The organism is Natronococcus pandeyae (genome assembly GCF_008122205.1).
Taxonomy (GTDB): domain Archaea; phylum Halobacteriota; class Halobacteria; order Halobacteriales; family Natrialbaceae; genus Natronococcus; species Natronococcus pandeyae.
In genome coordinates this window covers 154,561-178,883 of record NZ_PHNJ01000006.1, presented here as the reverse complement: position 1 = coordinate 178,883, position 24,323 = coordinate 154,561, and the positions used below count along the sequence as shown (strand labels likewise).

General features: G+C 59.7%; 28 protein-coding genes, 1 tRNA gene and 1 pseudogene. 20 read left to right on the top strand and 10 right to left on the bottom strand.

What is annotated here, in order from left to right:
- Positions 1–18: 18 nt before the first annotated feature.
- From CV102_RS13280 to CV102_RS13265, 4 genes are all read left to right on the top strand, one after another.
- A complete protein-coding gene (locus CV102_RS13280; RefSeq protein WP_148858495.1) occupies positions 19–1,473 on the top strand; it encodes an LVIVD repeat-containing protein in 1,455 nt (484 codons plus the stop codon).
- Between the two features lie 51 nt (positions 1,474–1,524).
- On the top strand, positions 1,525–1,887 hold the full coding sequence (locus CV102_RS13275) for a NifU family protein (RefSeq protein WP_148858494.1): 363 nt from the start codon (positions 1,525–1,527) through the stop codon (positions 1,885–1,887).
- Positions 1,888–2,064: 177 nt separating this feature from the next.
- Entirely contained in the window at positions 2,065–2,619 is a 555-nt protein-coding gene (locus tag CV102_RS13270) for an amino acid-binding protein (RefSeq protein ID WP_187432963.1), read from the top strand.
- Entirely contained in the window at positions 2,619–3,572 is a 954-nt protein-coding gene (locus CV102_RS13265) for a homoserine dehydrogenase (RefSeq protein ID WP_148858492.1), read from the top strand. The genes CV102_RS13270 and CV102_RS13265 overlap by 1 nt, the downstream gene beginning before the upstream one ends.
- A gap of 48 nt (positions 3,573–3,620) precedes the next feature.
- Here the strand turns inward: CV102_RS13265 and CV102_RS13260 are convergent, their stop codons facing one another.
- On the bottom strand, positions 3,621–4,817 hold the full coding sequence (locus tag CV102_RS13260; RefSeq protein ID WP_148858590.1) for an inorganic phosphate transporter: 1,197 nt from the start codon (positions 4,815–4,817) through the stop codon (positions 3,621–3,623).
- A 556-nt stretch (positions 4,818–5,373) separates the two neighbouring features.
- Between CV102_RS13260 and tuf the strand changes: the two genes are divergently transcribed.
- The 11 genes from tuf (at position 5,374) to CV102_RS13205 (ending at position 13,761) form a co-directional block, all read left to right on the top strand.
- Complete coding sequence (tuf, locus tag CV102_RS13250) at positions 5,374–6,639, top strand: translation elongation factor EF-1 subunit alpha (RefSeq protein ID WP_148858491.1); 1,266 nt, start codon at positions 5,374–5,376, stop codon at positions 6,637–6,639.
- Positions 6,640–6,948 carry a 30S ribosomal protein S10 gene (gene rpsJ, locus CV102_RS13245; RefSeq protein ID WP_004215311.1) on the top strand — a complete coding sequence of 103 codons (309 nt, stop codon included), beginning with the start codon at positions 6,640–6,642 and terminating at the stop codon, positions 6,946–6,948.
- Between the two features lie 137 nt (positions 6,949–7,085).
- A complete protein-coding gene (locus CV102_RS13240) occupies positions 7,086–7,760 on the top strand; it encodes a rhomboid family intramembrane serine protease (protein WP_148858490.1) in 675 nt (224 codons plus the stop codon).
- Positions 7,761–7,843: 83 nt separating this feature from the next.
- Positions 7,844–7,915: transfer RNA gene (locus CV102_RS13235), tRNA-Ala, on the top strand.
- 311 nt (positions 7,916–8,226) lie between these two features.
- Positions 8,227–8,466: a DUF7563 family protein gene (locus CV102_RS26590; RefSeq protein WP_148858489.1), complete on the top strand. Its 240-nt coding sequence runs from the start codon at positions 8,227–8,229 to the stop codon at positions 8,464–8,466.
- Positions 8,459–9,058 carry a J domain-containing protein gene (locus CV102_RS13225; protein WP_148858488.1) on the top strand — a complete coding sequence of 200 codons (600 nt, stop codon included), beginning with the start codon at positions 8,459–8,461 and terminating at the stop codon, positions 9,056–9,058. The genes CV102_RS26590 and CV102_RS13225 overlap by 8 nt, the downstream gene beginning before the upstream one ends.
- Positions 9,055–9,183, top strand: a complete 129-nt coding sequence (locus CV102_RS27010; protein WP_267903122.1) for a hypothetical protein — start codon at positions 9,055–9,057, stop codon at positions 9,181–9,183. The genes CV102_RS13225 and CV102_RS27010 overlap by 4 nt, the downstream gene beginning before the upstream one ends.
- A 301-nt stretch (positions 9,184–9,484) precedes the next feature.
- Positions 9,485–10,006, top strand: coding sequence for a hypothetical protein (locus CV102_RS13220; protein ID WP_148858487.1), 522 nt, complete (start codon positions 9,485–9,487; stop codon positions 10,004–10,006).
- A gap of 166 nt (positions 10,007–10,172) precedes the next feature.
- Positions 10,173–10,466, top strand: a complete 294-nt coding sequence (locus CV102_RS13215) for a hypothetical protein (RefSeq protein WP_148858486.1) — start codon at positions 10,173–10,175, stop codon at positions 10,464–10,466.
- Positions 10,467–10,706: 240 nt separating this feature from the next.
- Complete coding sequence (locus CV102_RS13210) at positions 10,707–12,326, top strand: DUF7845 domain-containing protein (RefSeq protein WP_148858485.1); 1,620 nt, start codon at positions 10,707–10,709, stop codon at positions 12,324–12,326.
- Positions 12,327–12,795: 469 nt separating this feature from the next.
- Positions 12,796–13,761: a hypothetical protein gene (locus CV102_RS13205; protein ID WP_148858484.1), complete on the top strand. Its 966-nt coding sequence runs from the start codon at positions 12,796–12,798 to the stop codon at positions 13,759–13,761.
- Between the two features lie 10 nt (positions 13,762–13,771).
- Here CV102_RS13205 and CV102_RS13200 read toward each other — a convergent pair whose 3' ends face one another.
- Positions 13,772–14,047 (bottom strand): hypothetical protein, encoded by a 276-nt coding sequence (locus CV102_RS13200; protein ID WP_148858483.1) that lies wholly within the window; start codon positions 14,045–14,047, stop codon positions 13,772–13,774.
- A gap of 306 nt (positions 14,048–14,353) precedes the next feature.
- Here CV102_RS13200 and CV102_RS13195 point away from each other — a divergent pair, with 306 nt between their 5' ends.
- Positions 14,354–14,764: a helix-turn-helix domain-containing protein gene (locus CV102_RS13195; RefSeq protein WP_187432962.1), complete on the top strand. Its 411-nt coding sequence runs from the start codon at positions 14,354–14,356 to the stop codon at positions 14,762–14,764.
- A gap of 327 nt (positions 14,765–15,091) precedes the next feature.
- Positions 15,092–15,346 (top strand): DUF7692 domain-containing protein, encoded by a 255-nt coding sequence (locus CV102_RS13190; RefSeq protein ID WP_148858481.1) that lies wholly within the window; start codon positions 15,092–15,094, stop codon positions 15,344–15,346.
- Between the two features lie 222 nt (positions 15,347–15,568).
- Here the strand turns inward: CV102_RS13190 and CV102_RS13185 are convergent, their stop codons facing one another.
- The 3 genes and pseudogenes from CV102_RS13185 to CV102_RS13175 all read right to left on the bottom strand — a co-directional run bounded on the left by CV102_RS13185 (position 15,569) and on the right by CV102_RS13175 (position 16,959).
- Positions 15,569–16,162, bottom strand: a complete 594-nt coding sequence (locus CV102_RS13185) for a PH domain-containing protein (RefSeq protein WP_187432961.1) — start codon at positions 16,160–16,162, stop codon at positions 15,569–15,571.
- A 74-nt stretch (positions 16,163–16,236) separates the two neighbouring features.
- A pseudogene (locus CV102_RS13180) lies at positions 16,237–16,554 on the bottom strand (hypothetical protein); the annotation flags it as partial.
- 30 nt (positions 16,555–16,584) lie between these two features.
- Entirely contained in the window at positions 16,585–16,959 is a 375-nt protein-coding gene (locus tag CV102_RS13175; RefSeq protein ID WP_148858479.1) for a hypothetical protein, read from the bottom strand.
- A gap of 88 nt (positions 16,960–17,047) precedes the next feature.
- Between CV102_RS13175 and CV102_RS13170 the strand changes: the two genes are divergently transcribed.
- Entirely contained in the window at positions 17,048–17,233 is a 186-nt protein-coding gene (locus CV102_RS13170) for a hypothetical protein (RefSeq protein WP_148858478.1), read from the top strand.
- Between the two features lie 70 nt (positions 17,234–17,303).
- Here CV102_RS13170 and CV102_RS13165 read toward each other — a convergent pair whose 3' ends face one another.
- Together CV102_RS13165 and CV102_RS13160 are read right to left on the bottom strand one after the other, a co-directional pair.
- The gene (locus tag CV102_RS13165; protein ID WP_148858477.1) at positions 17,304–17,810 is read right to left on the bottom strand and encodes a type IV pilin; all 507 of its coding nucleotides are present in this window, start codon (positions 17,808–17,810) and stop codon (positions 17,304–17,306) included.
- Between the two features lie 2 nt (positions 17,811–17,812).
- On the bottom strand, positions 17,813–18,244 hold the full coding sequence (locus CV102_RS13160) for a type IV pilin (RefSeq protein WP_148858476.1): 432 nt from the start codon (positions 18,242–18,244) through the stop codon (positions 17,813–17,815).
- Positions 18,245–18,594: 350 nt separating this feature from the next.
- Between CV102_RS13160 and CV102_RS13155 the strand changes: the two genes are divergently transcribed.
- Positions 18,595–18,843, top strand: coding sequence for a hypothetical protein (locus tag CV102_RS13155; protein WP_148858475.1), 249 nt, complete (start codon positions 18,595–18,597; stop codon positions 18,841–18,843).
- Between the two features lie 1,069 nt (positions 18,844–19,912).
- Here CV102_RS13155 and CV102_RS13145 read toward each other — a convergent pair.
- A complete protein-coding gene (locus tag CV102_RS13145) occupies positions 19,913–21,244 on the bottom strand; it encodes a S8 family peptidase (RefSeq protein ID WP_148858473.1) in 1,332 nt (443 codons plus the stop codon).
- Positions 21,245–21,472: 228 nt separating this feature from the next.
- The gene (locus CV102_RS13140) at positions 21,473–22,087 is read right to left on the bottom strand and encodes a hypothetical protein (protein WP_148858472.1); all 615 of its coding nucleotides are present in this window, start codon (positions 22,085–22,087) and stop codon (positions 21,473–21,475) included.
- Between the two features lie 296 nt (positions 22,088–22,383).
- Here CV102_RS13140 and CV102_RS13135 point away from each other — a divergent pair, with 296 nt between their 5' ends.
- Positions 22,384–23,862, top strand: a complete 1,479-nt coding sequence (locus CV102_RS13135; RefSeq protein WP_148858471.1) for an APC family permease — start codon at positions 22,384–22,386, stop codon at positions 23,860–23,862.
- Between the two features lie 45 nt (positions 23,863–23,907).
- On the opposite strand, the gene CV102_RS13130 is transcribed toward CV102_RS13135, so the two are convergent.
- On the bottom strand, positions 23,908–24,315 hold the full coding sequence (locus CV102_RS13130; protein ID WP_148858470.1) for a CBS domain-containing protein: 408 nt from the start codon (positions 24,313–24,315) through the stop codon (positions 23,908–23,910).
- Positions 24,316–24,323: the final 8 nt, after the last annotated feature.

Here is a 24,323-nt window from a genome sequence, read left to right as displayed (position 1 = left end):
TCGTTTCGTGATACAACTATGCGCCGGAGAACCCTCCTTCGGGCAGGCGCCGCAGTCGGCACTGTCCTGACGATCCCTGGATCGGTTGCTGCGTCTACCACGGCGGCTACACGGCAGGACGGCTACGAACCGCTCGGTCGCGTTTCCGTCGACGAGGCTGCCGAAGCTGTCGTCGGCGACGACGGCGAAATCGCCTACCTCGCCGCCACCGACGGCTTTGCAACCGTCGACGTCAGCGATCCCGCCGATCCCGAAACGCTCGCCGAGGAACGGGGACTCGAGGTCGACGACCGTCCGCTGACGGGGATCCTCGACGTGAAAGTCGACGGCGATCGACTGGCGGTCGTCGGACCGGCCACCAGAACCGCCGAAGACGTCTTTCACGGCTTCGTCGTCTACGACGTGAGCGATCCCGCCGACCCCGTCCCGGCGACGGAGCCGTACGAAACGGGGTATCACATCCACAACTGCTACCTCGATGACGACCTGCTGTTCGTCGTCGCGAACGACGAGGACGAGAACCCGCTCGTGATCTTCGACGTCGGCGACGGCGTCGAGGAGATCGGCCGCTGGTCCCTGCTCGATCACGAACCCGGTTGGCGCGACGTCTTCTGGCGCGCTCGCTACAACCACGACGTCTACGTCCAGGACGGGATCGCCTACGTCGCCCACTGGAATCCCGGCACCTATCTGCTCGACGTGAGCGATCCGACGGCGCCCGAGTATCTCTCACACGTGAGCGAGACGGCCCTCGAGGAGCAGCGGGAACTCGAGGACGACGAGGCTCAGCTCGGCCTGCCGGGCAACGACCACTACTCCGCGGTCGACGACACCGGAGACCTGCTGGCGGTCGGCCGGGAGGCGTGGGCGACCGGCGGCGACGAACCGGACGGGCCGGGTGGGATCGACCTCTACGACGTGAGCGATCCCGCGGAGCCGGAACTCCAGTCGTCGATCGACGCGCCCGAAGCGGCGGACGAGACGTACGACGGCGGACTGTGGACGACGGCACACAACTTCGAGATCCGGAACGGGCGGCTCTACTCCTCGTGGTACCAGGGCGGCGTGAAGATCCACGACGTGAGCGATCCCGCCGAACCGGAGGAACTGACCTCGTGGCGCGACCCCGACGAGGCGGCGTTCTGGACCGCGCGCGTCGCCGAACCCGGCGAGACGTTCGTCGCGAGCAGCACGGAGATGATACCGAACACGGACATCCAGGGGGCGCTGTACACCTTTCCGATCGAGACCGGCGAACAGACGGATCCGCCGTCGCTGACCGATTCCGAGGAGCGCGGAACCGTCACCGACGCCGACGAGAACGGGACCGCCAGTAACGGGTCCGACGACGGGGAAACTGACACGGATTCGGGCGACGATACCATTCCGGGATTCACCGCGGCCGGCGCGGTCGGCGCTGCCGGCGGGGCGGTCGCACTCGAGTGGCTTCGCAGGCACCGCAATCGGCGGTAAGTGGGGTCGTCAAACCGAACCTATTCACCGCTCGAGTCCCTAGCGCGATCAATGACTGACTCCGAGGACGAACCGCTCAAGGAGCGAGTCGAGGCGTGGCTCACGCGCGAGATGCCGATCATCCAGATGCACGGCGGGACCAGCGCCGTCCGGAAGGCCGATCCGGACGACGGCGAGGTTATCATCGAACTCGGCGGCGGCTGCAAGGGGTGTTCGGTCAGCGACGTGACGACGGGCAACATCGAGGCCGAACTCATTCAGTGGCCCGAGATCGACGATATCACCATTCGCGTCCCGGACGCCCGCGAGAGCCTCGGCGGGCCCGACCAGGCGGAATCGATCATGGGAGTCGACCGCACCGAAGGGGGGCGCGGCGACTGGGGGTCGTCGAACCCGGGAGAAGATCACCTCTGAGGCCACAACCGGAACTCTGCGGCCACAACCGGAACCCCGTTCGAGCAACTCGGCGGACCCAACGTGCCGACTGTTGACACGGCCGGAGAGTTTTGAGAACTCCTATATCCTTTTACCCGCACGATACTGAGTCATAGATCATAATGACGCGTGGACGCCCGCAAGCAGGTGGTGGCGATGGCTGACGAGTCCGCCGAGGACGAGGCCGAAACGGACGGCGGCGTTCGTGCCTACACCGTCCGTCTCGAACTCGTCGACGAACCTGGTGAGTTACTTCGCGCACTTGCGCCCATCGCCGACAACGGGGGCAATCTCCTGAGTATTCACCACGAGCGCGGCAACATCACACCCCGCGGACACATTCCGGTCGAGGTCGACCTCGAGAGCCCACCCGAGCGGTTCGACGAGATCGTCGAGGGGCTCCGCGACGCCGGCGTCAACGTCATCCAGGCCGGCGCCGAGCACTACGGCGAGGAGTTGAGCGTCGTGCTGGTCGGCCACATCGTCGAGAACGATCTCTCGGGAACGCTCTCGCGGATCGAAGACGAGGCCGACGCCGTCGTTCAGGATCTCTCGCTCGCCGCGCCCGACGGCACCGACGCCACCTCGAGTGCGCGGATTCGACTCGCGATCGACTCCGGACGGTCCGACCAGGTGTTCGAGGTCGTCCGATCGATCGGTGCGGAGAAGGAGTTTACCGTCGTCGAACCGCTGGTCGGAGGTGACGCCTGATGCGACTCGCGATCCTCGGTGCCGGTGACGTCGGACGGTCGGTCGCCGACCTCGCCAGCGAGTACGGCCACGACGTCGTCGCGCTCGCCGACTCGAGCGACGCCGCGGTCGATCCCGACGGCATCGACGTCGACCGGGCGCTCGAGCGCAAACTCGGTGGCGATCCCCTCGGTCCGGACGACCCCGAAGCGGTCTTCGAGACCGCCTACGACGTCCTCGTGGAGGCGACGCCGACGACGCTCGGCGACGCCGAACCGGGCTTTACGCACGTAACGCGTGCACTCGAGAGCGATCACCACGTCGTGCTGGCGAACAAGGGACCGGTCGCCGAGCGCTACGAGGAACTGCGGGCGCTCGAGGCCGACAGCGAGGGTTCGATCCGATTCGAGGCGACCGTCGGCGGCGCGATTCCCGTGCTCTCCACGATCGAGGACTCGACGCCGCAGGCCGTCACCGCGGTTCGGGGCGTGCTCAACGGGACCGCGAACTTCATCCTCACGCGGATGGCCGCCGAAGGGCTCGACTACGAACACGTCCTCGCGGAAGCCCAGGACTTGGGCGTCGCCGAGGCCGACCCGACGTTCGACGTCGACGGCACCGACGCCGCGCTCAAGTTCGTCATCCTCGCGAACGTGCTGGCCGACGGCGGCTTCTCGCTCGAGGATGCGACCGTCGAGGGGATCCAGAACATTCCCGGCAGCGCGCTCGAACTCGCCGCCGAGGACGGCCGGACGATCCGGCTCATCGGCGAGGCGTCTCGAGAGGGCATTCGCGTCGGTCCGCGCCTCGTTCCCGAAAACGGCGCCCTCGCCGTGACGGGGACGCGCAACATCGTCCAGATCGAGACGAAACACGCCGGCAGTCTCCACAACAGCGGTCGCGGCGCGGGCGGTCCCGAAACCGCGACGGCCGTGCTGTCCGACGTCGGTCGGCTGCCGCCGCTCGACGAGTGAACGCGGCGACGAGCTTTTTGTTTCGGCCTGGAGGGGCGTTTGCTGGGATCAGGCGAGTTCGACCAGCGATATCGCTACCGTCTGGAGCAGGTAACCGACGACCAGCCCGAAGACGAGCGAGCCGATCCACGCGACCGCGGTCAGTACCAGTTTTCGCTCGCTGACGGTGTCGCCGCCGACGGCGTAGCCGACGCCGGCCATCGCGCCGATGAAGATCTGGTTGAACGACATCGGGATGCCGAAGAAGATCCCGATCTGGGCGAAGATGAACGAGGGGATGAGGACGGCGATCGACCGACGCGGTCCGAGTTCGGAGTAATCCTGCGAGAGCGCCTTGATCATTCGCGGGGCGGCCATCCACGAGCCGAGCAGGATTCCGATGCCGCCGAACACCAACACGAGGATGATCGCACCGACGGGGAAGGCTCCCTCCGCGAGTGGCAACAGCGGTCCGACCGCGAGGCCGACTTTCCCGCCGCCGGCGGTGAACGCGACGAGGGCGCCGAGGACGAGCAAGAACCGTCGCTGTGCGCCGACGCGGTCACGATCGAGCGCGCGTGCGACCAGCCAGGCGGTGCCGGCGGCGACAGCTGCCGTCGTCGTGGCCACGCCGAAAAGGCTCGAGCCCGGGAGCCTCGCCGCGACGACCGCTGCGAACGACGCCTGTTCGCCCGGCGGCCCGAGAAACAGAAACTCCATGTTCGCCACGACGAGCCCTACCGACGCGCCGAGGACGGTGACGACCAGTTTCTCTGACACCGCCTCTCCGCGCAGCAGTTTCGTTACCACGTATGCAGGTGGTGCGACTGCGACCGGTGTCACCGACCAGTACAGCCCGATTTCGGCGTACGTGTCCCACGCCGGTTCGCCGCCGATCGCCAGTCCGACGCCGACGACGCTCCCGGTGATCGCGAACGCCGTCGCGATTGGGTATCCCGCGAACACCCCCGCGGCGATGTAGGTCGCCGCGATCGTGAGGGCGATCGCCGAGGCGAGCGGGGAGAGGGTCACACCCTCGACGAGCCCGGCGCCGACGGTTTCGGTAACCGCCGCACCCTGTAACACCGCACCGGCGAACCCGAGAAGGCCGACGATGAACGCCGCTCGCAGCGTCGTAATCGCGTTCGCGCCGACTGCGGGTGCGAACGGTGTCGAGCCGGATGATCCCGCACCGATCGTCCAGGCGGCGAAAAAACTTGCACTGATCGCCAGGACGAACAGCAGTGCGGCGCTGAGTTCGACCATCTGTGACCCGTAGTACTCCGTTGTCACCACGGCGGAACGGTACCCACGTTCGTCGACGGTTCGTTCGAAGCAAGGCGTCGAACAGCTATTTGTTTAACGGGTACGGAACCCGACAAAACCCGGATCGCCACACGGAGCGTCAGAGCCGCTGAACGTCAGTGCGTGCCTGCTGAACGTCAGTACACGCCCGATTGCGCTGTCCGCGGTTCTCGCTTGCGTCGCTCCCCGTTCGCGTTCCGCGGTTCTCACTCACTTCGTTCGCTCACGGGTCGTTCCTCCCCGTTCGCGTTTCGCGGTTCTCACTCACTTCGTTCGTTCCGAACCGCGCACGTTCCGAACCGCGCTCGCTCCGAACCACGCTTCCGTCGTACGATCGGTGTGTCGACCGTTTCGGTTGGGACGATGATATTTGGACGCGCGATCGTGGCGTGAATCGTGTGCACCAGACACAAACCGCAAGCAAGCGTCGAGATCGGCGGAATTCGCTTTCGAAATGGTTTTAACCGCAACGGGCAAAAGATACCGATATAAGCGCCTTTGCGCGTGAGCTACAACAATGAGCGACAAACGACACCAGAACCTGGCCATCATCGGCCACGTTGACCACGGGAAGAGTACGCTCGTGGGACGCCTCCTCTACGAGACGGGGAGCGTACCAGAGCACGTCATTGAACAGCACCGCGAGGAAGCCGAAGAGAAAGGCAAAGGCGGTTTCGAGTTCGCCTACGTCATGGACAACCTCGCCGAAGAGCGTGAGCGCGGTGTCACCATCGACATCGCCCACCAGGAGTTCTCGACAGACGAGTACGAGTTCACTATCGTCGACTGTCCTGGTCACCGCGACTTCGTCAAGAACATGATCACTGGCGCGAGCCAGGCCGACAACGCCGTCCTCGTCGTCGCCGCCGACGACGGTGTCGCACCCCAGACCCAGGAGCACGTCTTCCTGGCCCGCACCCTGGGTATCGACGAACTCATCATCGGCATCAACAAGATGGACGTCGTCGACTACAAGGAGGACACCTTCGACGAGGTCGTCGAGGAAGTCAACCAGCTGCTCAAGCAGGTTCAGTTCCAGACCGACGACGCCTCGTTCATCCCGATCTCGGCCTTCGAGGGCGACAACATCGCCGAGGCCTCCGACGAGACGCCGTGGTACGACGGCGAAACCCTGCTCGAGGCCCTGAACGCCCTGCCGGAGCCGGAGCCGCCGACGGACGCGCCGCTTCGACTCCCGATCCAGGACGTCTACACGATCTCCGGCATCGGTACCGTCCCCGTCGGACGTATCGAGACCGGTGTCATGAACATCGGCGACAACGTCTCCTTCCAGCCCAGCGACGTGGGCGGCGAAGTGAAGACGATCGAGATGCACCACGAAGAGGTTCCAAAGGCCGAACCCGGTGACAACGTCGGATTCAACGTCCGCGGCATCGGCAAGGACGACATCCGCCGTGGTGACGTCTGTGGTCCTGCGGACGAGCCGCCGAGCGTCGCCGAGACGTTCCAGGCGCAGATCGTCGTCATGCAGCACCCCTCCGTCATCACCGCTGGATACACGCCGGTCTTCCACGCCCACACGGCACAGGTCGCGTGTACGGTCGAATCCATCGACAAGAAGATGGACCCCGCAAGCGGCGAGGTCGCAGAGGAGAACCCCGACTTCATCCAGTCGGGTGACGCTGCAGTCGTGACGATCCGACCGCAAAAGCCCCTCAGCATCGAACCGTCCAGTGAGATCCCCGAACTCGGGAGCTTCGCCATCCGCGACATGGGTCAGACCATCGCAGCAGGCAAAGTCCTGAGCGTCGACGACAAATAAATGCAGCAGGCACGCGTTCGACTCGCGGGCACGAGTCCAGACGACCTCGACGACATCTGTGACGACGTCCGCGAGATTGCGAACAACACCGGCGTCAACCTGAGCGGTCCGATCCCGCTGCCGACGAAGACCCTCGAGGTGCCGACCCGGAAGTCGCCTGACGGCGAGGGTACCGCCACGTGGGAGCACTGGGAGATGCGCGTCCACAAGCGCCTGATCGATCTGGACGCCGACGAACGCGCACTCCGACAGCTCATGCGCATCCAGGTGCCGAACGACGTTTCGATCGAGATCGTCCTCGAAGACTGAGGACTCGGTCGCGACCGCGCGATTTTCCGTTCTTTTTCGCCCGTAGTGGCGACGATCCTCACGCAGTAGCTCCGTATATTATATGCAGGCCGCAGTAAGCAGTGTGAACTTTTGTCGCTCGGCACACAGTACAGTGTATGTCGAGACGATCGCGTTCGCGGGACTCCTCGAGTCGAGACGAGCAGTCCGACTCGGGCGGCCCACTGATCGACCTGCTGGTGATCTTCGTCGTCGTCTACGTCCTCCAGGCGGTCGCGGCCGCCGCCGGCGCGATGATCGGGCTGTTCGTCCTCGCGCCGCCGCTCGCGGACAACCCGTGGACGATCGTCACGAGCGTCTACGCTCACGCCGGACTGGGCCACCTCCTCTCGAACAGCGTCGCGCTGGTTCTGTTCGGCTGGCCGGTCGCTCGAGCGACGACGCGGCTTCGCTTTCACACGTTCGTGCTCCTGACGGGCGCACTCGCTGGGGTCTCCCAAATCGTCCTGACGGGCGTGTTCGCGTCGCTGCCGTTCATGGGAGTGACGCCAACCGAGGGCGTACTCGGCGCCAGCGGGGCCGTCTTCGCCCTGCTCGGCTATCTCATCGCGTCCAACCGGCTCTCGTCGGTGATCGCCTCGGTCGTCGACGTCCCCCGGTGGGTCACCTGGGCGATCTTCTTCGTCCTCGCGGTGATCGTCACCCTGGCGACGGCTCAGCCGGGTGTCGCCCTGATCGCCCACTTCTCCGGCTTTCTGGTGGGGTTGCTGGCGGGCCGTGCCGGCGTGCTCGAGACTCGTTCGCAACGCTCGCGGAACGCGTCGACGGTCTGAGGGGGGCTCGAGGCGTGTGGCGAACACCCACGTCGCTCTCGAAACACAAGTTACAAATAGATCTCGCGGGTAGGAACGGTCGAGGGCTCGTAGATCAGTGGTAGATCGCTTCCTTCGCAAGGAAGAGGCCCTGGGTTCAAATCCCAGCGAGTCCATGGTTCTGCGTCGCGAACAATTCGTGAGCGACGCAAATTATCGTCGACGCTGGGATTTGAGCCTAGACCAGTCGCAGCCCGGGAAGCGAGCGCAGCGAGCGACCCGGAACGTCTGGGCGTAGTTCAAAATCCCAGCGAGTCCATCAGAATTTTGTAACGTTTCGAATTGTCCAGATAGTCGCCGACTTAGCGGCTGTCTCTGCATCATTCAGTAGCGGTGCGAACGTAGAAAACGCCTATCAAAACCGAGTGATTACCGGCGGGGGATTCGCATCCCCGCTGTCCTGCGGTTTTGGCGAAGGAAATTGGGGGTGGTCGGCGTGACCGTCGCTCCCTGGCCGTCGGTCGATCACTCGACGTGCCGTAACTGTGGTACTCACGTTTCTGATAGGTTCCGTCGCGTCTTCGGTGACGATAGCGACCGAGCCCATCGCTGTGGTGACTGCGATACATTCGCTCGACTGAACCGCGGTTCGGCCGCTGGCGTCGACGTCCCGATCCCGGATCCGGAGACGTCGCCCGGCCGTCACGGAGGTGAGGCCGATGTCTGAACGCCTCGAGTGGCCGCCGGAGTTCGACCGAACGCCACCGGGTGAACGAACCCGAAACAAGAACTTCGACGTCTCGCTGTCGAAGGCGTTCGACGATCTCGAGGCGGAGCTGTCGCGACTCGACGTCGACGAGTTCCGCTATTCGTTCGACGCCCGGAAGCGGAAGAAGGATCAGCGGCCGTACGCCCGTGCAAACCCTGACGATTCCGGTTTCGTGCTCCGCTGGAGCATGGACGGCGAGCAGTACGCGGTAGCCTGCGACCGATTCTCGCGGCTCCGCGACAACGTGCGAACTGTCGGCCTGTACGTCCACGAGAAGCGGAAAATGGAGCAGCGGCCGGTCGTCACCGGCGAGTCGGAGTTCGCGAACGCGCGACTGCCGTCGGCCGACGAGGAACCGATCGCCGCCGAGGTTCCGCCGCACGAAATCTTGGACGTCGCTCCGAACGCGAGTGAGTCCGAGGTTCGCCAGGCGTTCCGCAACAAAATCAAAGACGCCCATCCCGATACCGGCGGCAGCACGGCGGAGTTTCGGCGAATCAAGGACGCGAAAGAGGCGATGACGGCCGACGGGTCGGGAGGTGGCCGATGACGGAGTTCGTCCCGGCGAGTCGGCTGTACCACGTCGGGAGTCGGACGCCCATAGCCCACCCCGCGGAGCAGGCTACTGATGAGCAGGTCCGGCAGTCGCTCGAGAATCAGGGTGAGACCGCATGAGCGGCCGTGTGTGCGCAAACAGCGCGGATCATCAGGTGGTTCGAAATTCGGAACTACCACACGGGCATTCATCGCCTGTTCCAATGATCCGGATTTTTCCATCCGGAAAACGGCGGGCGGCGTGCGGTGAGCCGCAGTCGGTACAAATGGCTGCTATTCGATCTGCGTCTTCTGCCCATTTCATGTTTCTCGGAGGGCCGAGCAGAGAAATTACCGTATACCCTTACTGGTGTGGTATCCCGGTCAAGACTCGGAAATTAGCACAGTCTGAGAATTCTACGCGAAATAGAGGGGGTCGGTAATAAGCTCTCGAGCATCGGCGCTCAAGAGTTCGAAGGCCAGCGGCGATGCCCTCGAGGCGGAGATCGTCCAGACCGTCGACGCCCTGGAGTACGTCGGTGACCGAACCGCGACCTGGCACGACGCGCGGACGTCGGTCGTCCTCGAGCCGAGCGAGTCGCTGCCGTTCTTCGGAATCGTCCTCGTCGAACCGGACGTCCCGGTCGAAATCAAGGGCTGTCAGATCCGGACGGCCAACGGAAGCGGATCGACGCGCGGTCGATTCTACGTGAAGCGAGCGGCCCACGAGCAACTGCTCGAGGCCGGCGGGATGTACCTGCTCACGGTGTACCTTCCGCGGCCGGGGTTGCCCCAGGTTGCCCGCGCGATCGTGCCGGCGAGCCTGTTCGACGAGCTGCTTCGCGGTCGGTGGTACGACGTCGGCGGGTCGCGCTCGGAATCCGAGGTCGCGAAACTCGGGTGGTCGCACGTGATCGATCCCGAGTTCGTCGATCCGGAGGCACCCGTGGGTGGTCGGCTGTGAGTTCCGATACCGACCTCGAGGTGAGAGACGGTCTGGCTCAGATTCGGGACATTTCCGGAAACTGGGCCCGAGCCGACCGGATTCGAAACTGTCGGTTCTGCCGGCAGCGTCTCTACACGATCGCCGACGGTCGTCGTCACGAGTGTTTCGACGGCGGTGATTCGCGATGAGTTCCGACGTCCACCACGGCGATCGCGACCTCGAGGGCGAACTCGCGAGCCCGGCCGCCGGTCAGGTCGGGATCCCGGTCGACGCGATCTGCGTGGGCTGTGGGCGGATCCGAGTCAAGCGCGTGCGCCTCGAGGAGGTCGACCAGGAGCCGACCGCTGATCCGGCATCCCTCGAGGCGACCGAACTCACGTCGTTCAAGCACGTCTGCTACCCGTGCGAGGGTGCGACGTGGTGGAACCCGGTAGCAGTCCTCTCGGGACTGCTCGAGAACGAGGGTGAATCGGCGTGAGCGACGATACGTGGCCGAACGGAACTGATCAGGATAGCTCACAAGGCAGCGGGAAAGGGGTGGGTGAATTCCCCTTTAGCTCGGTAGGTGGTCCGGGGTACGTGCCTCTAGCCCTGAGGACCACTATTCACCACGTTACGGAATCCCATAAAAAGATAACTCCCTGTCAAATTCTGCCACCCTCTACGACAGACGGTGATCGATCAGTAGTACGTACTGTTCGCGAGGAGGGCGAGTAGCGTGCCGCAGGTCGAGACGACGCCCCACGAGGTCGAAGGCCGCTGGAAGTGGGCCAACTGGGGCCGCGGTCCGTACGACGCGCTGTCGTCGGTGATGCTCGGTCCGCCGTTCGAGGGCTACCTCGAACTGGATGTCGAGATCGACGGCGAGCCCTGGCACGTCAAAGTGAGCTACAGCAAGTCCGGCTTCGCACCGCGGCTGTCGGACGGGATCAACGCCGAACGGCTGTACGAGTGGGACATCGTGGGCCGTGGGCGCGGCGAGCGAAAGGCGTCGTACAACATCTCGCCGCGGTTCCCGAACATGCGCCACTGGGAGACCGGAGATCCGGTGAACCTCCCGTGGGAGAATCAGGTCGGCGAGGTCGACGGCGTCGACGTCGAGTTCCACACGAGTAACGTCGAACCCGATCGTGGACTCGAGCTACTGCCCGAGTTCTTCGCGGGGATCTTCGAGGAAGCCGGCGAGCGGATCCACTCGGAGTACTTCCGGACGGATCCGCACTCGGCGAGTCGGATGTGGGCGTACGAGCGCTACGTCCGGATCCGCCGATCGTGGGCTGAAAAGCTCTCGTCGGCCGGCGTCCTCCAGAAGGTCGTGCATCACCTCGCCGACCTCGAGGGCGTCAAGGCCGAACTGCACATCGACAACGAGGAGGTTGTCAACCACCAGAACCGGCTCTTCTTGAACCCGGCGTCGGCCGGTGAACTCCTCCCCGGTCACACCTACGGCCGGAAGCTTGAGATCTACCAGCTGGCGGATCCGGACGCGGTCTCCAAAGATCACCCGTCCTACCACCCGAAGGTGGAGGTACTGGTCAACAAGAAAATGAACGACGGCGAGGCGTGGGCGTGGGCCGATCGCCACCACGTCACCGAGCAGATCGAAGAGACGCTGTTGAACGCGCTGCACTGGGAAGACATCCCGCTCGCGCCCGACGGAAACGGCGTCTACGTCCCGGACGATCACTTCGATGCCGTCGGTCGAGACGATCCTGTCGAACTGTACGAGGACCCGACGCCGCGCCTCGAGGCGAAGACCGATCACCTGTTGATGACGACGCTTCGGGATATGGGCGAGACCGCCCGCGACGTCACGGAGTCGGTCGCGACCGACGGCGGTTCGACCGTCGACGATCTCGCCGACCAGCTGGGGAAGCACCCAGCAACGATCTACCGAGCGATCGAAGACCTCGGCGACATCCTCGAGCTCGACCAGGGCGACGTCTCGTTCCGAGTGCGGAAGTATCGCGACGAACTCCGAGCGCTCGTCGAGAACGCGGAGTACGCGATCGAGAACTACGCCGACCGGATCCAGCACGTGATGGGCCTCGCTGATCACGTTGCGGAGTCGTCGCCGTTCCAGCAGTGGTTAGCGGAGAACGGCGCCGAGATCGAGTTCGACCAGGAGGGCGAACCGAAGCGGATGCGGATCGACACGATTCTCTCGAATCTGAAGGCGAGCAGTTTCGAGACCGTGTGGGCCGTCGCCGCGGAAGCGCTCGAGAAGTGGTCGAAGTCGGGTAACGATCCGGCCGTCCTCCGGCGAGCAGAGCTGACCTGGAAGACGCCCGGCGGTGGAACCGAGCTCGGATTCGTCGGCGCTGTCGCCGATCGCTAAACCGACCTCGGTAGTGGCAACGCTCTTTTGGACCCTCTTTTCAGCAATTCAGATTGTACTATAGCCGTGACTGTGCAATTTCAGTTGTAGTTCTCGCCTCGAGGCGGGGTCGGCGCCGCGATCGCGCCACGAGGCTGCGGGTCGGTTTCGCGCTGTGCGCGAAACGCCCCTTGCTGGGTGTCCCCAAGGGGACAGAGCCAAAAAATTACACCGCCCCGCCCCCACCTCCGCACGATCTCCAGTTGATCCACACGAAATGCAGGTTCCATAAGACCAGGAGAGAAGGGTCGATCACGTCAATCAAGCGTATTAAAAACCATTTGTTTATCCTTGTCACAATATTGCAGTCAAAATTCAAAATAATGACTCAATAGATGACTTATAATCATATCTGTATATCCATTATTTGCTTGATATATGATAATGTCATCAAGTTATTTATATACTATACACACCAATTCAAATACCAATGACAGAAGGACGGTATCTTCGTGTTTTAACTTCCTATGACTTACTCGGAAATCTTCTTCCGGGCATATTTGCCCTCTCTGTTCTAATCACGCTATTTTCTGAGCCCCCAATCCCAACTGGTACTGTAGGAATTTTATTTTCTGGTCTCTTAGGGTACTCACTCGGCCACTTTCTGCAGTTTCACGCAGCAATAGCAACCGGTAACTGTTTTGAAGCTACACTAGACTCTGTTCGTGAATACCCGCTTAGAAGTAAGTCAGAAGACGCTAATTCTGGACTATCCTCCTTCAAACAGAACCAGAATGTTAAGTCAAATCTGACATGGTTAGATAGATTCGTTATAACCATCAAAAATATAAATAGAGAAACGGTATATGGATTGGTAAGATATTTTTTGGATATATTGAAACTGCAGTTATTATTTTCTCCGATTTATCAACCCATGATCTGTTGGAAGCGAGATCCAGCGGGGAGAGTGTTGGATAATGAACAGGGGGCATTTGAAGTTCTCAAAGATATTGTGACTCGATACGACATTGATCGAGGGACTAGAGACTATCATAGGCTTACGAATATTATCTCGAGCGAGATTGACGATATTACATCTCCTGCTCGATCCACACGGTTTCAAGCGATCCGAAATTTCCATCGTGCGATGTGGTTAACTTCCTGGTATAGTCTTATCTTGGTTACTATTTTTGTGATGTTAGATAACTTTTCATCCCTTCAAATATTATTAGAACTTGTCGGGTTAGAATATAGCGAGCCAGGATTGTTTGGGTATTGGGGGCCAAATTGGCATTTTATTATTGGATTTGGAATCCTTACATTCATATTTCAGCGTATCGCAATAAAATTTGAGATCCAATTCACAGAATATCTCTTTAGTGATTACCGAGTTTCGAGAGAGCAAGATCGTGAGGAAAATGGGTGGAAAACAAAAGAAACGAAACGAAAAGAATGACTCAGTCCAATCAAATCATTGCTGCCGAGGCAGGAGATAAACCGTCGATATCCTGGATACTTTTCACCCTCCAGGCTGTGTTTTCTTCGTTTTCGCTGACCAGTGTTGCTTTGATAGTCGTCGATTGGTCAACATCTCTTAATTGTTCATATATTCTAGCATCGTAGTTGGGGCTCTCTTTTGGAACAGGAACTTCTATACCACTCTCCTGGTCCTGATCAACCTGGAGCCAGAGGTAGTCAGTAGACTCATCGCTGATTTTGAAGCGGTTTTTGACCTCCGGCATATCTGTCTAGAATGTACCCGTTCATTGTTGATAAGCGCTTCCATCAGGAATTCACAGGGTTGTAATTAATATATGGGGACTATCTCATCTTCGTTTACCCATTTGGGAATTGCATTACCGTAGTTGTGAAAAGTTCTGATCTATATATTCATGAATGCGGCCAAATCGACTATAGCTGTCGGAAATATAATATTTTATTTCAGGACCTGGCTATTCTCTAAACATTAACGGTAACAGTGTTTCAAATCCAGTTTAACTGCAATACAGAAGCGATAATTATATGGGATGGGTTTACTATTTCTAACTATGTCACAGGAGACTGTCTATAGAATTGATAATGAAACGAAATTTCAATTTCGGTCCGTGAACCTCACTTCAGAAGATATTGATCGACTTGAACAGTGGGGTGTCTTAGAAAATAAACAGATGAGAAATAGAGGTGGAGCAAAGGGTCAGCGAATAGAACGTGTTCAGATGAACTTTCAGGCAATACGGGAACTTGCCTATGAATATGATCTCCTACAAAAAGTCGCCAGTCGTGTTGAAACGCAAATTCTTGAGTGCTTTCGTACTTCTGAAGAAACAACACTCACCACTGCTGAAATAGCTGACCAGATTGATCGCCCGAAATCAAGTATTAGCCGATCACTCGGACAACTTGTTGAAAAGAGCCAACTGACAAAAGTTCAAAATGGAGTATATAGACGAAAGAAGTAATCTTGGATACAATAAATACTACTGAACAATCAATTCAATCATAGAGGGTTTCGTCGGGTTATCAGAGCACGTTCTCAATCGAGATCTATCTGAATAGAATTCCGAGAACTGGGTTTCGTTGCAACCGGCAGGGGTTGCACGTCGACAAATCCGGTTCCCCGAGTATGCACACGAGACGCGAACCGCCGTGTGCATATCTCGAGTCGATCCGTCATACAAGCCACCGTTCTTCTACGATGGGGCAAGAGGTTCGGCCGGTTTTGGGCCGAAATAGGCCGTTCAGTGAGTCGAAAAAACGAGGATATCGGGGGTCGTGTGTACGAGAGCATGCGAATCCGAACCGACGGCGATTATGCCTATCGACGAGACGCGATCGAACGAGCAGCTGAGTTGTACGACTGTAACAAGACGAAGGCTGTGGTGAGCGCCTGTGATGACGTTCCCCACTTCGTCCGCGCTGCTCGCCAGGTCCTCGAGCGTGATGATCTGACCCTCGAGCAGCGCCGGGAGATCGCCGAGACGCTGAGCACTCGAGCAGTTACCTTCGATATTCACAACGAGATCAAGGTTGATTCTGAGTAGCTGGCAGTGATTTCTGTGTCAGAATAGTTGTGGAACATCTGTTGCGTACAGGCGGATGCGAAATGCCGTTGCGATAATCAGTTGAGCGCAGCATCCGTAAGCGGCTACTGAAAGCAAGCGCCCCTCTCATCGAAGTTTTTTGCCTCGGGATTCCGCGCGAAGCGCGGAACCGCTAGGAGCAAAAACTGTGGTGCGCTCCCTTTATTCAGCAGACTACGATTCCTATCGCTTGAATTTGTAGTATTTGTATCCGCCATAGGCGAGGTTCCCTAATCCGAACGTCCACCAAATTGTCAGAAGAGCGATTACAACGTGTAGTTTTAGAGAGCCGAATTTCCCGCTGCCGTCCGATACCGACTGGCTCGACTCAATGCTACCAGATCCGTCAACATCTCCCTCTTCGCCTCGGATATCAGCCGTAGTGAGCGGATCAAGACCTTCTTCGTTTCTGTGCATTTGCTCACGGACTGTTGTTACGAACTGGCGTCCAAAGTCCTCGAGTGTTTGGTAATCTTCGTCGAAACCGTGACCTTGGAGTGTAATCTTTCGCATGACGTATCCTTTCTTGTGCTCGATACTCGCGATCTCATCTAACGAGTAGTCTTTGGAGTTCTCTTTGATGAAACCACGTTTGAACTCAATTACACGCTGATCTGTCAACACGAGCTTTGAGGCGCGCTTTCCAGTGAGCAAGATTGCGTCATACACGTCGATGCCGTATATGAACTGTTCGTCGCTGTATAGTAGTGATTCAATGGCTTCTCGACGTTTACTATCGAAGTCATCGATCGAATGATATTCGTTCAAGGTGACCATATCTAGTGATGACATAATGGAAAACGGATATAATTAGTGGTTCTATCATATACGTAACGAATCGACTGGTACTCTCAGAAGATAGCACTAATCGAAACCTTCGCCTGAGCGGTCCCACGGTGATCACCGCCACCGTGCCACCGGAGCAGCGGGAGATCGCTCGAGCGGACCATTTTATCCCGAACGATCGTACAACCCGATCGTCCGTGCGGCCGGTAGACGACGAAACAGTACCAGCCGCCCGCTCGCCGGAGTTTCTCGTGGTACTTCCGATAGACCTTGACGTTCCCCGACTGCCCATCGTTGTGCTCGAGCATCGTGCTCTTGCTCTCGACCAGCGTCCCGTTCCCGAACTTGGCGTCGTGCCAACTCGAGCGCTCGAGTTCGAACCGGGCTGTTCAGCAGCACGAGGAAGTAGCCGATCATCCAGTACAACGCGACAGCGTCCGTAGCGAGTGGGACGAGGCTGCCAGGATGTTCAGGATGATCACGAGCAAGACGACGACAAACACGAGGTCGGTCAGATCCTCCCGCGTGGTCCGTCCGTTCGTGATCCAAGCGGTGAAGATGATCGCCATCCCGAGCACGAACGCGATCGTGATGTCGACGCCGCTCCCCGCCCAGATGGCGTAGTTCAGACTGTACTCCGCCGGCTGCACCATCCCGATCTCGAAGACGAACGCCATCGCGAGCGAACACGCGACGAACACCGGTGCGAGTACAGCGTCTGTGAAGTCGATTCCGTCCTCCCGTTTGAACCCGGAAGGAACCCAGTTCGCAGGCAAGTTGAGTGCCATACGCTCGGCCGTCGCCCCCATCTGCCGAAAAAGTCAGCAAAACCAAGGGTCAACAAATTTTATACCAAGGCGGGTTGCCGGCAGGGACATGGCATTGAACAAACTCCGGAAGGTCGACAAGAACTCGGCCGGCGTCACGGTACCGAAAGACGATCTCCGAATTGAGGGACTGCTCGACGAGAACGGCGAGATCGACGGTGATCACCACGTCCATATTCGGCACGTCGACGACGGCGAATGGACGCTCGAGTTAACTGAAGATATGAAATTTTAATTACAATCTGATATATGAATAGAACTCCTCGCGCTCTGGGAAAGATAGAATAATTTATAGATATGGGTAGTTAGCTGTCGTCTTCGAATGCGAAGTCCTCTGACGCTATCTGTGTTTCGACCTCATCGTCAGTAATCCCGACTGCCGTAATCGTTCCACTGAATTCATCATCTTCGATGAGATCACCCCAATTATCAGAATTATCATCTACCCAATCATTGTGGTCATGGTGTGGATCTGCCATCTCTCCTGAGCTATTGTCCCAAACGAAAGTGACTGTATCACCAGATTGACTCAAGCTTTCATCACCAACCCAATCACCACGAATGTCAATCGTCTCGGAGTTCCCCATTGACGTCACTGAGACTTGAACTTCTTGTGTGGTACTAGTATCTGTGACATCAATTTCAACTCCTGCCTGCGCTTCGTTACTAATACTATCACCCATGTCTAGTACAAATGCTGCGATCACAGCTGCAAGGATCACAGTGATTGCTACCATTAGGATAACACCTATCACAGGTGATACTGCACGTTCGTCCTTATCGCCAACGAGTTTATTTTTTATAGATTTCATTATTAGCTATCAAACTCGTAGTCTTCTGACGCTACTGTCGTTTCAACTTCATCGTCCGTTTCTGCAACTACAGTAATCGTACCCGAATCATCCCCGTCTGCGTCGTACGTCCATACAGATCCAGACTCAGTCAATGCGTCTTCTTCATTTTCATCATCATGATCCCCATCGCCGCGGATGTGAATCGTCTCAGCGTTTCCCATAGATGTTACAGAAACTTCGATTTCCTGGACATCCTCCGTATCCGTTATGTCGATAGAAACTCCTGCTTGTGCTTCGTTGCTAATACTATCGCCCATATCTAGTACAAATGCCGCGATCACAGCCGCGAGAATAACCGTGATAGCTACCATTAGGATAACCCCAATGACTGGCGATACTGCCCGTTCCTCGTCGTTGCCGACGAGCTTCCGTACGATTGATTTTCCGTCCATAGTTTGATCTGCACCACCACAGCGGCGGAAGGCTTTTTGTGACCATCGTGGTCGTTCACAATGACGCGTACAGTGGGATTGGGGAATCCACCCGGCCTGTTCGCATCGCCTTCCGTTCCGCGTTCTTCGGGTGCTAATTAGGACAGTTAAGTCTGTACTAATAAATCTTATTGACAATAATGAAAACAAGAAGTATCAGTGACAGCTAGGGTTTTCAGATGTGAGAATTAGGCGGGTGTAGAACGCCTACAGGTACCCCTTGGACGGTTCATAACTGCCGATAGTAGCCGTTTCATACGTTCTCGGATAATACACGAACGGTTATAGGATCAGGGTCACACTGAATCGGTATGACCACTTCGGACTCCGCGATTCGCGCCGAAGCTCTCGCACGGACCGATGACGGTGGCCCGTACGCGGATCCGTGGGACGCGGTCCAGGACTACAGGGCTGCGACTCGGTACGCGACCAAACACCCTAATAAGGGTTCGTACGCCCTCTCACAGGCGTTAGATCTCCCGCGCGGACGACTCCGCGGGTGGATCGACGACGGTAGCGCACCCGACGCGGCTCGAGCCGTCGAAACCGCGCTCGAGTAGGGCCGGATCGACATCGGCTACGACGACCGCGGACTCTCGGCATTGAACGCGCTCGTCGCGAACGTGTTCTCCGGCGAATCGATCGCCGAGGCGGACTCTCGCCCATCGGTCACTCGTCCGTCGACCCATCAGCTTCCGTTCACTCCAGGCAATAGACTCGAGACGGGGGCGAGTCGGCGTGAGAATCAGGACGGCCGGAACTGCGACTGTTTACCAGCTTTCGACGGTATCCGATCCGGGAGACTCGTCTTCCACGACCGTCAACTTGGAACCGCTGCAACAGCCTGCCGGGCTCCCGATCGGGCGAACGTCTCCGTCCTGGCGTTCGACAGCCGCGTACACGGTCCCACACGAGTCACAGACTGCCGCTACTTTTCGGGACTCTTCGTCTCCGTTCATTGGCCTCGTCAGGCAGCCAGCGAATATAGCGTTCTCGTCCGGGAGGTCGCGGTGAGCGTCGCGGCTGGGCACGGTCTCGAGGGTGTGTCGACGGTCGAGATCGAGTACCGATAAAAGAAAGCTACTCGAGGGCGTCACCTGAACGGTTCTTCGGAGACCGCCACCGTATCCCGGAGTAGCGGGAGATTGCAAAGCGAGCCGTCGGTTCGACCGATCCAGGATCCGTCTCGTGTTTCGGAACGAAACCCCAAAACACATACCTATCAGACTGCTGAATCCGCCAATGACTCGCTGTTGCCGATCGTGCTGTCGGACCGTCTGGAGCACTCGAGGGGGATACCGCTGTCTGCAGTGTGGGACCCTCGAGTCGGCCGAGACGTTCGCTCGCGGTGTGGGTGCGTGACTGGGTTCTCGTCGCTCGAGTAGAGCCCGTCTGCGATAGCCCTCCGTTCGCTGTCGTCGCTCTCGGTGGTCGCCTGCGCTGTTGTCACGGACGCGAAAGCTCCTGGACAGCCGCTCGTCACCCCTCCAGACCGGCCGCATCGTCGGCAGACCGCGAACGGGTACGGTCGACCGCTCGCCGGAGTGTCGTTCCAAAGATCACGATCGAGTCGCCGACCGCCACGTTCTCGAACTCCTCGAGAGCCGCCTCGGAATCGCTCGAGCGCGATCAGTCCTGTACTGCGGCCAGGGTGTCGAGATACCCGCGGCCGTAGTACTTGCGTTCGTACTCGTCGGGGACCGATGCGGTCCGTTGCAGGGCGTTTCGAACCTGGTTCGCGTTGTACCGCTCGTTGACGCTCTTTACGAGCGCGGCGGCGCCCGCGACCTGCGGGGCTGCCATCGAGGTGCCCGCCAGCCAGCCGTAGCCGTGTTCGGCACCCAGATACTCGCCGTCCTCGCCGAACTCGGGGATCGAGATCGCGTTCACGACGTCGTCGTACGTAGAGTCGCCACCCTTCCCGCCGGGGGCTGCAAGGTCGATCGCACCGACGCCGTGAGTCGTGTACGTCGACGGGGAGTACGGCGGTTCGTCGTACGCTCCGGTCTCGGGATCGAACCCGACCGGACCCGTCGAACTCGTCGTGATCCCGCCCGCGGTCTCCGAGGAGTCCGTCTCGTCCTGGTTGAACTGGAGGCTCTCGCCCCAGTTTCCGGAGGCGTGGGTGTGGAGGGTCCCCTGACGGCTCGCGTATCGTCCGACGCGCTGGTGGGCCTTCCCCCAGAACTTGCCCCAGCCCTCGGATCGCATCGTCCACGTCCAGCCGAGGCTGAGGTTGGCGGCGTCACAGCCGATCTCGGCGGCGTAGACGAGCGCCGCCAGCACCGATCCCATGTACGTGTCACCCCAGTACGCCGGCGGGAGCTCCCCGCGGTCCGCGCTCTCGAGCGACACCCCGAAGACGCGCAGGTCGACGAGCTCCGTGCCGGGTGCCGAGCCGACGACGCCCGAATCACCCGCGTCACTCGCACCGACGATCCCCGCGACGTGCGTGCCGTGGGCTCCGCCGTAGGGTTCGCCGATACCGTACTCGTCGTCGGCGAAGTTCTTCGAGTCCTCGAGGTCGACCTGTCCCTCCAGATCGGGGTGGTCCGCCGCGATTCCCGTATCGATGATCGCGACGCGAGTGCCCTCGCCGCGCGTGATATCGTGGGCGTCCGGAATCCCCTGGTCCTGTTTGTCCCACTGGTAGTCGAACAGTTCGTCTCCCTCCTCGGGGTAGTCGACGCGGCTCTGGCGCGTCGGACTGTAGCCGTCGGGCTCGATTCGAATATCGGGTGCGTACTCCGCTCCCGCATCCTCGAGCGTCGACTCCGACGCCTGGACGACGAGCAGGTCGACGGGCGAGAGTTCGTGTACGACCTCAACGTCGTCCTCGTTCCGAAGGCTCGAGCGATCCACGAGGAATCTGCCGGTCGAATCAGCCGCGGTCGTCGCGGAGCCGAGCGTGAGGGCTCCGAGCGATGCACCACTTGCCGTGATGAAGGTTCGTCGTTTCATAGTCGGGTTCCGGGAACGGACGACGGCGAAGGTCGAGCCGTCGCGTCGTCGATCTCTCCCTGAAAAGACCAGTCGGGAGCGACGACATACATGTTACTGTTTTTGTCCGTATTTTAAATAGGTACCAGGATTTATACAAACCGTCAAAGGGACGACGTCGTGGAGTCTCTCGAGCATCGTCTCGGCCACCTGCGGCTGATCGTCCCCGTGAGTGACTCGTTGCAGGGGTTACGATACCGGACGCGCCTCGAGGTCGAGGGCAGCAGGATCGACGTCGGTGTACTCGCCGTCGAAGGAGAGTGAGACGGTCTCCCCGGCGTCGATCGTCAGTTCGGTTTCGTCGACGGTTCGCTCCTCCTCGACCAGGGTAACCGCGATACGGCCGCCGGCACCGTCGTTCTCGATCTCGACGCCGAACTCTGCCACCCAGAGCTGGAGATCGTACGCGCCGTACTCCTCGGGGATCAGGGCCGTAACCGACAGTTCCTCGCGTTCGTTCGCCTCGAAGAATCGTTCCCGGCGCCTCGCGGGCTCGCCGTTCGAGGCCGTCTCCGGGTCGTCCAGCCAGAGCAGCGTCATGCCGACGGTCCCCGGCGTCCCGGCGTTGTAGATCTCGGCGGAGAACTCGTGTTGCCCGTCGGCGGGTTCGTCGTCGACCCAGACGAGTGACGGATCAGGAGCTATCCGATCAACGATAATCGGGTCAGGATCCGCCCTCTCGTCGGCCGCAGCGCGTTCACCGTCGTCACTCGAGTCATCTATATCAGTACTGAGATAGCCGGTGATAGCTGTGAGCAGTGTCGTCCCGGCGCCCACGATAACCGATCGACGTTCACCATTCATGATATGTTCTGCACGTCGCCCGGCGGACTTGTTTCCTTCGGTGAATGTTTATGGAGAGGATTAAGATCGTTTACCCAGTTATACACGACCTATAGTAGGCATTCAGTCCACCGCACGATAATTCTGCGACAGATATATCTATTACTGTGATTGTTTGAGATCCAGCAACTCGCGCTCCCATCGAGAGATTGCTGAACGTAACCGGTGGTGAAATTGGCTAAAAATAACGAGAAAAAACCGTGATGTATGGGGTATATTAATGAGGCGCCGCGGATCACGGTGACATGTGACATAACGTGCCTGCAGAAGATTTCAAGCTCATCAACGAAGAGATCGGTCCCATCGCCGCAGTCGCGTTGCTCATCGGAACGGCAGTCGGAATGAGTATTTTCATCGTTCCGACACAGATGGCCGCGATCGCCGGACCCTCGGTCACGGTCGCAATTCTAATCTCGATAGTTCCGATGGTTCTCGGGGTGCTCCTGTTGTTACAGCTCGGCGGAGCAATTCCCGTCGCCGGTGGGATCTACGTCTACGGCTCACGACTGGTCGGACCGTACTGGGGAATGCTCTCTATGGTCGTTCCCGTCGTCGCAGTCTGGTCGTATATTCTGTTCGCCGCACTCGGGTTCGCACAGTATCTCCCGGTCGTCACCGGGGCCCTGTCACTCGGGGTCTCCGTTCCGGCGTTGCTCGCGGCGTGGTTCCTCATCGGACTGTTCTGCGTGCTCAACTACGTCGGCGTGAAGATCGCTGCGAACGTCCAGATCGCGATGGTGGCGTTCCTGGTCGCAGGAATGCTCGCCTTTATTGCGGGTTCGGTACCGCACTTCGACACCGGTAACTTCGAACCGATGTTCCCCGCCGGAGACGGTGAACCGTTCGCCGACGGACTCGCGCCGTTCTTCCTGGCGGTCGTGACGCTGTACATCCCGTTCCAGGGGTTCGCGATGATCATCGAGATCGGCGAGGAACTGCGCGACCCCGTACGGAACATCCCGCGCGTGCTCGCCGTGGGAATGTCGCTGGTCGCGGTCCTCACTATCGGCGTTATCGTCGCGCTCATCGGCGCGGCGTCCTGGCAAGGAGTGATCGATCCCGCGACCGGCGAGGCCATGGACGGCGGACTCGCGGCCGTCGGGGCCAGCTTCCTGCCGACCTGGCTCGTCGCGTTCATCGGGATCGCCGCGCTGATCGCTGCGGCGACGACGATCAACACGCTGCTCACCTCCTACTCGCGCACGATCATGCGTGCGAGCCGCGATCAGGTGATCCCCGACGTCTTCGCCGCAGTCCACGGGCGGTTCGATACACCACACCGGGCCGTGCTTCTCCTCGCGGTTCCGCCGCTGCTCGTCGCGCCCTTCACCGGTGTGCTCGAGAGCGTCGTCCTGGTCGACGACGTCCTCGACTGGCTGGTGACGCTCACGGTGACCGGCATCTTCATCTCCTTTATGATCGGTGGTGTCGCGCTGTGGAACCTCCCGAAGGAGTTCCCACAGCGCTACGAGTACTCGATCTACAAGCTCCCGATGCCGGTGCTGAAGGTGGTCGCAGTCGGCAACGTCGTCGTCTCGTTCGCCTTCACGCTACTCGTCGCCACCAGCGCACCGACGGCGCTCGCGTTCATGATCGGCTGGATCGTCCTGACGTCGCTGGCCTACGTCTACCGCATCCGCGCGTACGATCGCCAGGGTGTCGACCTCCGCGAGCAGATGTCGCTGCTCCACAAACACGAGACGATCGGCGGCGGCGAGAGCGGAGCCGACGACTGACACGCGCCACGGCAGATCACCGGCCGACGGCTTCCCAGTAAAGCGCTACGACTCCGGACTCGGTGATTTCACGCGCGAGAGATAGGAGGCGAGATCCGTCGTCGTGATCATGCCGATGACGCCCTCGTCCTCGTCGACGACGGGCAAGTGATGGAAGCCGTGTTCGATCATGAGGTCCGCCGCGTCGCGGATGGTGTCCTGTGCGGACGCCGTAACGACGTCCGTGCTCATGTATCGTGAGACCGAAGTTTCGGCCTTCGGATAACTCTCGGCGACGATGTTGACGAAGTCCGTCGTCGTCAGGATCCCCTCGAGCTGGTTCTCCTCGCCGACGACGATGACCGATCCGATCTCTCGTTCGAGCATCACCTGTCCCGCGTCTTCGACGAGCGTCTCTGGTGTCACGGTCTGCAGATCCGTCGACATCACTCGAGCAACGAAAATGTCCTCCATACTATACG

Excerpts from the sequence above, each read along its gene's own strand:
- CV102_RS13280 (WP_148858495.1), top strand. The coding sequence starts at position 19 with ATGCGCCGGAGAACCCTCCTTCGGGCAGGCGCCGCAGTCGGCACTGTC.
- CV102_RS13275 (WP_148858494.1), top strand. The coding sequence starts at position 1,525 with ATGACTGACTCCGAGGACGAACCGCTCAAGGAGCGAGTCGAGGCGTGG.
- CV102_RS13270 (WP_187432963.1), top strand. The coding sequence starts at position 2,065 with ATGGCTGACGAGTCCGCCGAGGACGAGGCCGAAACGGACGGCGGCGTT.
- CV102_RS13265 (WP_148858492.1), top strand. The coding sequence starts at position 2,619 with ATGCGACTCGCGATCCTCGGTGCCGGTGACGTCGGACGGTCGGTCGCC.
- CV102_RS13260 (WP_148858590.1), bottom strand. The coding sequence starts at position 4,817 with ATGGTCGAACTCAGCGCCGCACTGCTGTTCGTCCTGGCGATCAGTGCA.
- tuf (WP_148858491.1), top strand. The coding sequence starts at position 5,374 with ATGAGCGACAAACGACACCAGAACCTGGCCATCATCGGCCACGTTGAC.
- rpsJ (WP_004215311.1), top strand. The coding sequence starts at position 6,640 with ATGCAGCAGGCACGCGTTCGACTCGCGGGCACGAGTCCAGACGACCTC.
- CV102_RS13240 (WP_148858490.1), top strand. The coding sequence starts at position 7,086 with ATGTCGAGACGATCGCGTTCGCGGGACTCCTCGAGTCGAGACGAGCAG.
- CV102_RS13225 (WP_148858488.1), top strand. The coding sequence starts at position 8,459 with ATGTCTGAACGCCTCGAGTGGCCGCCGGAGTTCGACCGAACGCCACCG.
- CV102_RS27010 (WP_267903122.1), top strand. The coding sequence starts at position 9,055 with ATGACGGAGTTCGTCCCGGCGAGTCGGCTGTACCACGTCGGGAGTCGG.
- CV102_RS13215 (WP_148858486.1), top strand. The coding sequence starts at position 10,173 with ATGAGTTCCGACGTCCACCACGGCGATCGCGACCTCGAGGGCGAACTC.
- CV102_RS13205 (WP_148858484.1), top strand. The coding sequence starts at position 12,796 with ATGACAGAAGGACGGTATCTTCGTGTTTTAACTTCCTATGACTTACTC.
- CV102_RS13200 (WP_148858483.1), bottom strand. The coding sequence starts at position 14,047 with ATGCCGGAGGTCAAAAACCGCTTCAAAATCAGCGATGAGTCTACTGAC.
- CV102_RS13195 (WP_187432962.1), top strand. The coding sequence starts at position 14,354 with ATGTCACAGGAGACTGTCTATAGAATTGATAATGAAACGAAATTTCAA.
- CV102_RS13190 (WP_148858481.1), top strand. The coding sequence starts at position 15,092 with ATGCGAATCCGAACCGACGGCGATTATGCCTATCGACGAGACGCGATC.
- CV102_RS13185 (WP_187432961.1), bottom strand. The coding sequence starts at position 16,162 with ATGGTCACCTTGAACGAATATCATTCGATCGATGACTTCGATAGTAAA.
- CV102_RS13175 (WP_148858479.1), bottom strand. The coding sequence starts at position 16,959 with ATGGCACTCAACTTGCCTGCGAACTGGGTTCCTTCCGGGTTCAAACGG.
- CV102_RS13170 (WP_148858478.1), top strand. The coding sequence starts at position 17,048 with ATGGCATTGAACAAACTCCGGAAGGTCGACAAGAACTCGGCCGGCGTC.
- CV102_RS13165 (WP_148858477.1), bottom strand. The coding sequence starts at position 17,810 with ATGAAATCTATAAAAAATAAACTCGTTGGCGATAAGGACGAACGTGCA.
- CV102_RS13160 (WP_148858476.1), bottom strand. The coding sequence starts at position 18,244 with ATGGACGGAAAATCAATCGTACGGAAGCTCGTCGGCAACGACGAGGAA.
- CV102_RS13155 (WP_148858475.1), top strand. The coding sequence starts at position 18,595 with ATGACCACTTCGGACTCCGCGATTCGCGCCGAAGCTCTCGCACGGACC.
- CV102_RS13145 (WP_148858473.1), bottom strand. The coding sequence starts at position 21,244 with ATGAAACGACGAACCTTCATCACGGCAAGTGGTGCATCGCTCGGAGCC.
- CV102_RS13140 (WP_148858472.1), bottom strand. The coding sequence starts at position 22,087 with ATGAATGGTGAACGTCGATCGGTTATCGTGGGCGCCGGGACGACACTG.
- CV102_RS13130 (WP_148858470.1), bottom strand. The coding sequence starts at position 24,315 with ATGGAGGACATTTTCGTTGCTCGAGTGATGTCGACGGATCTGCAGACC.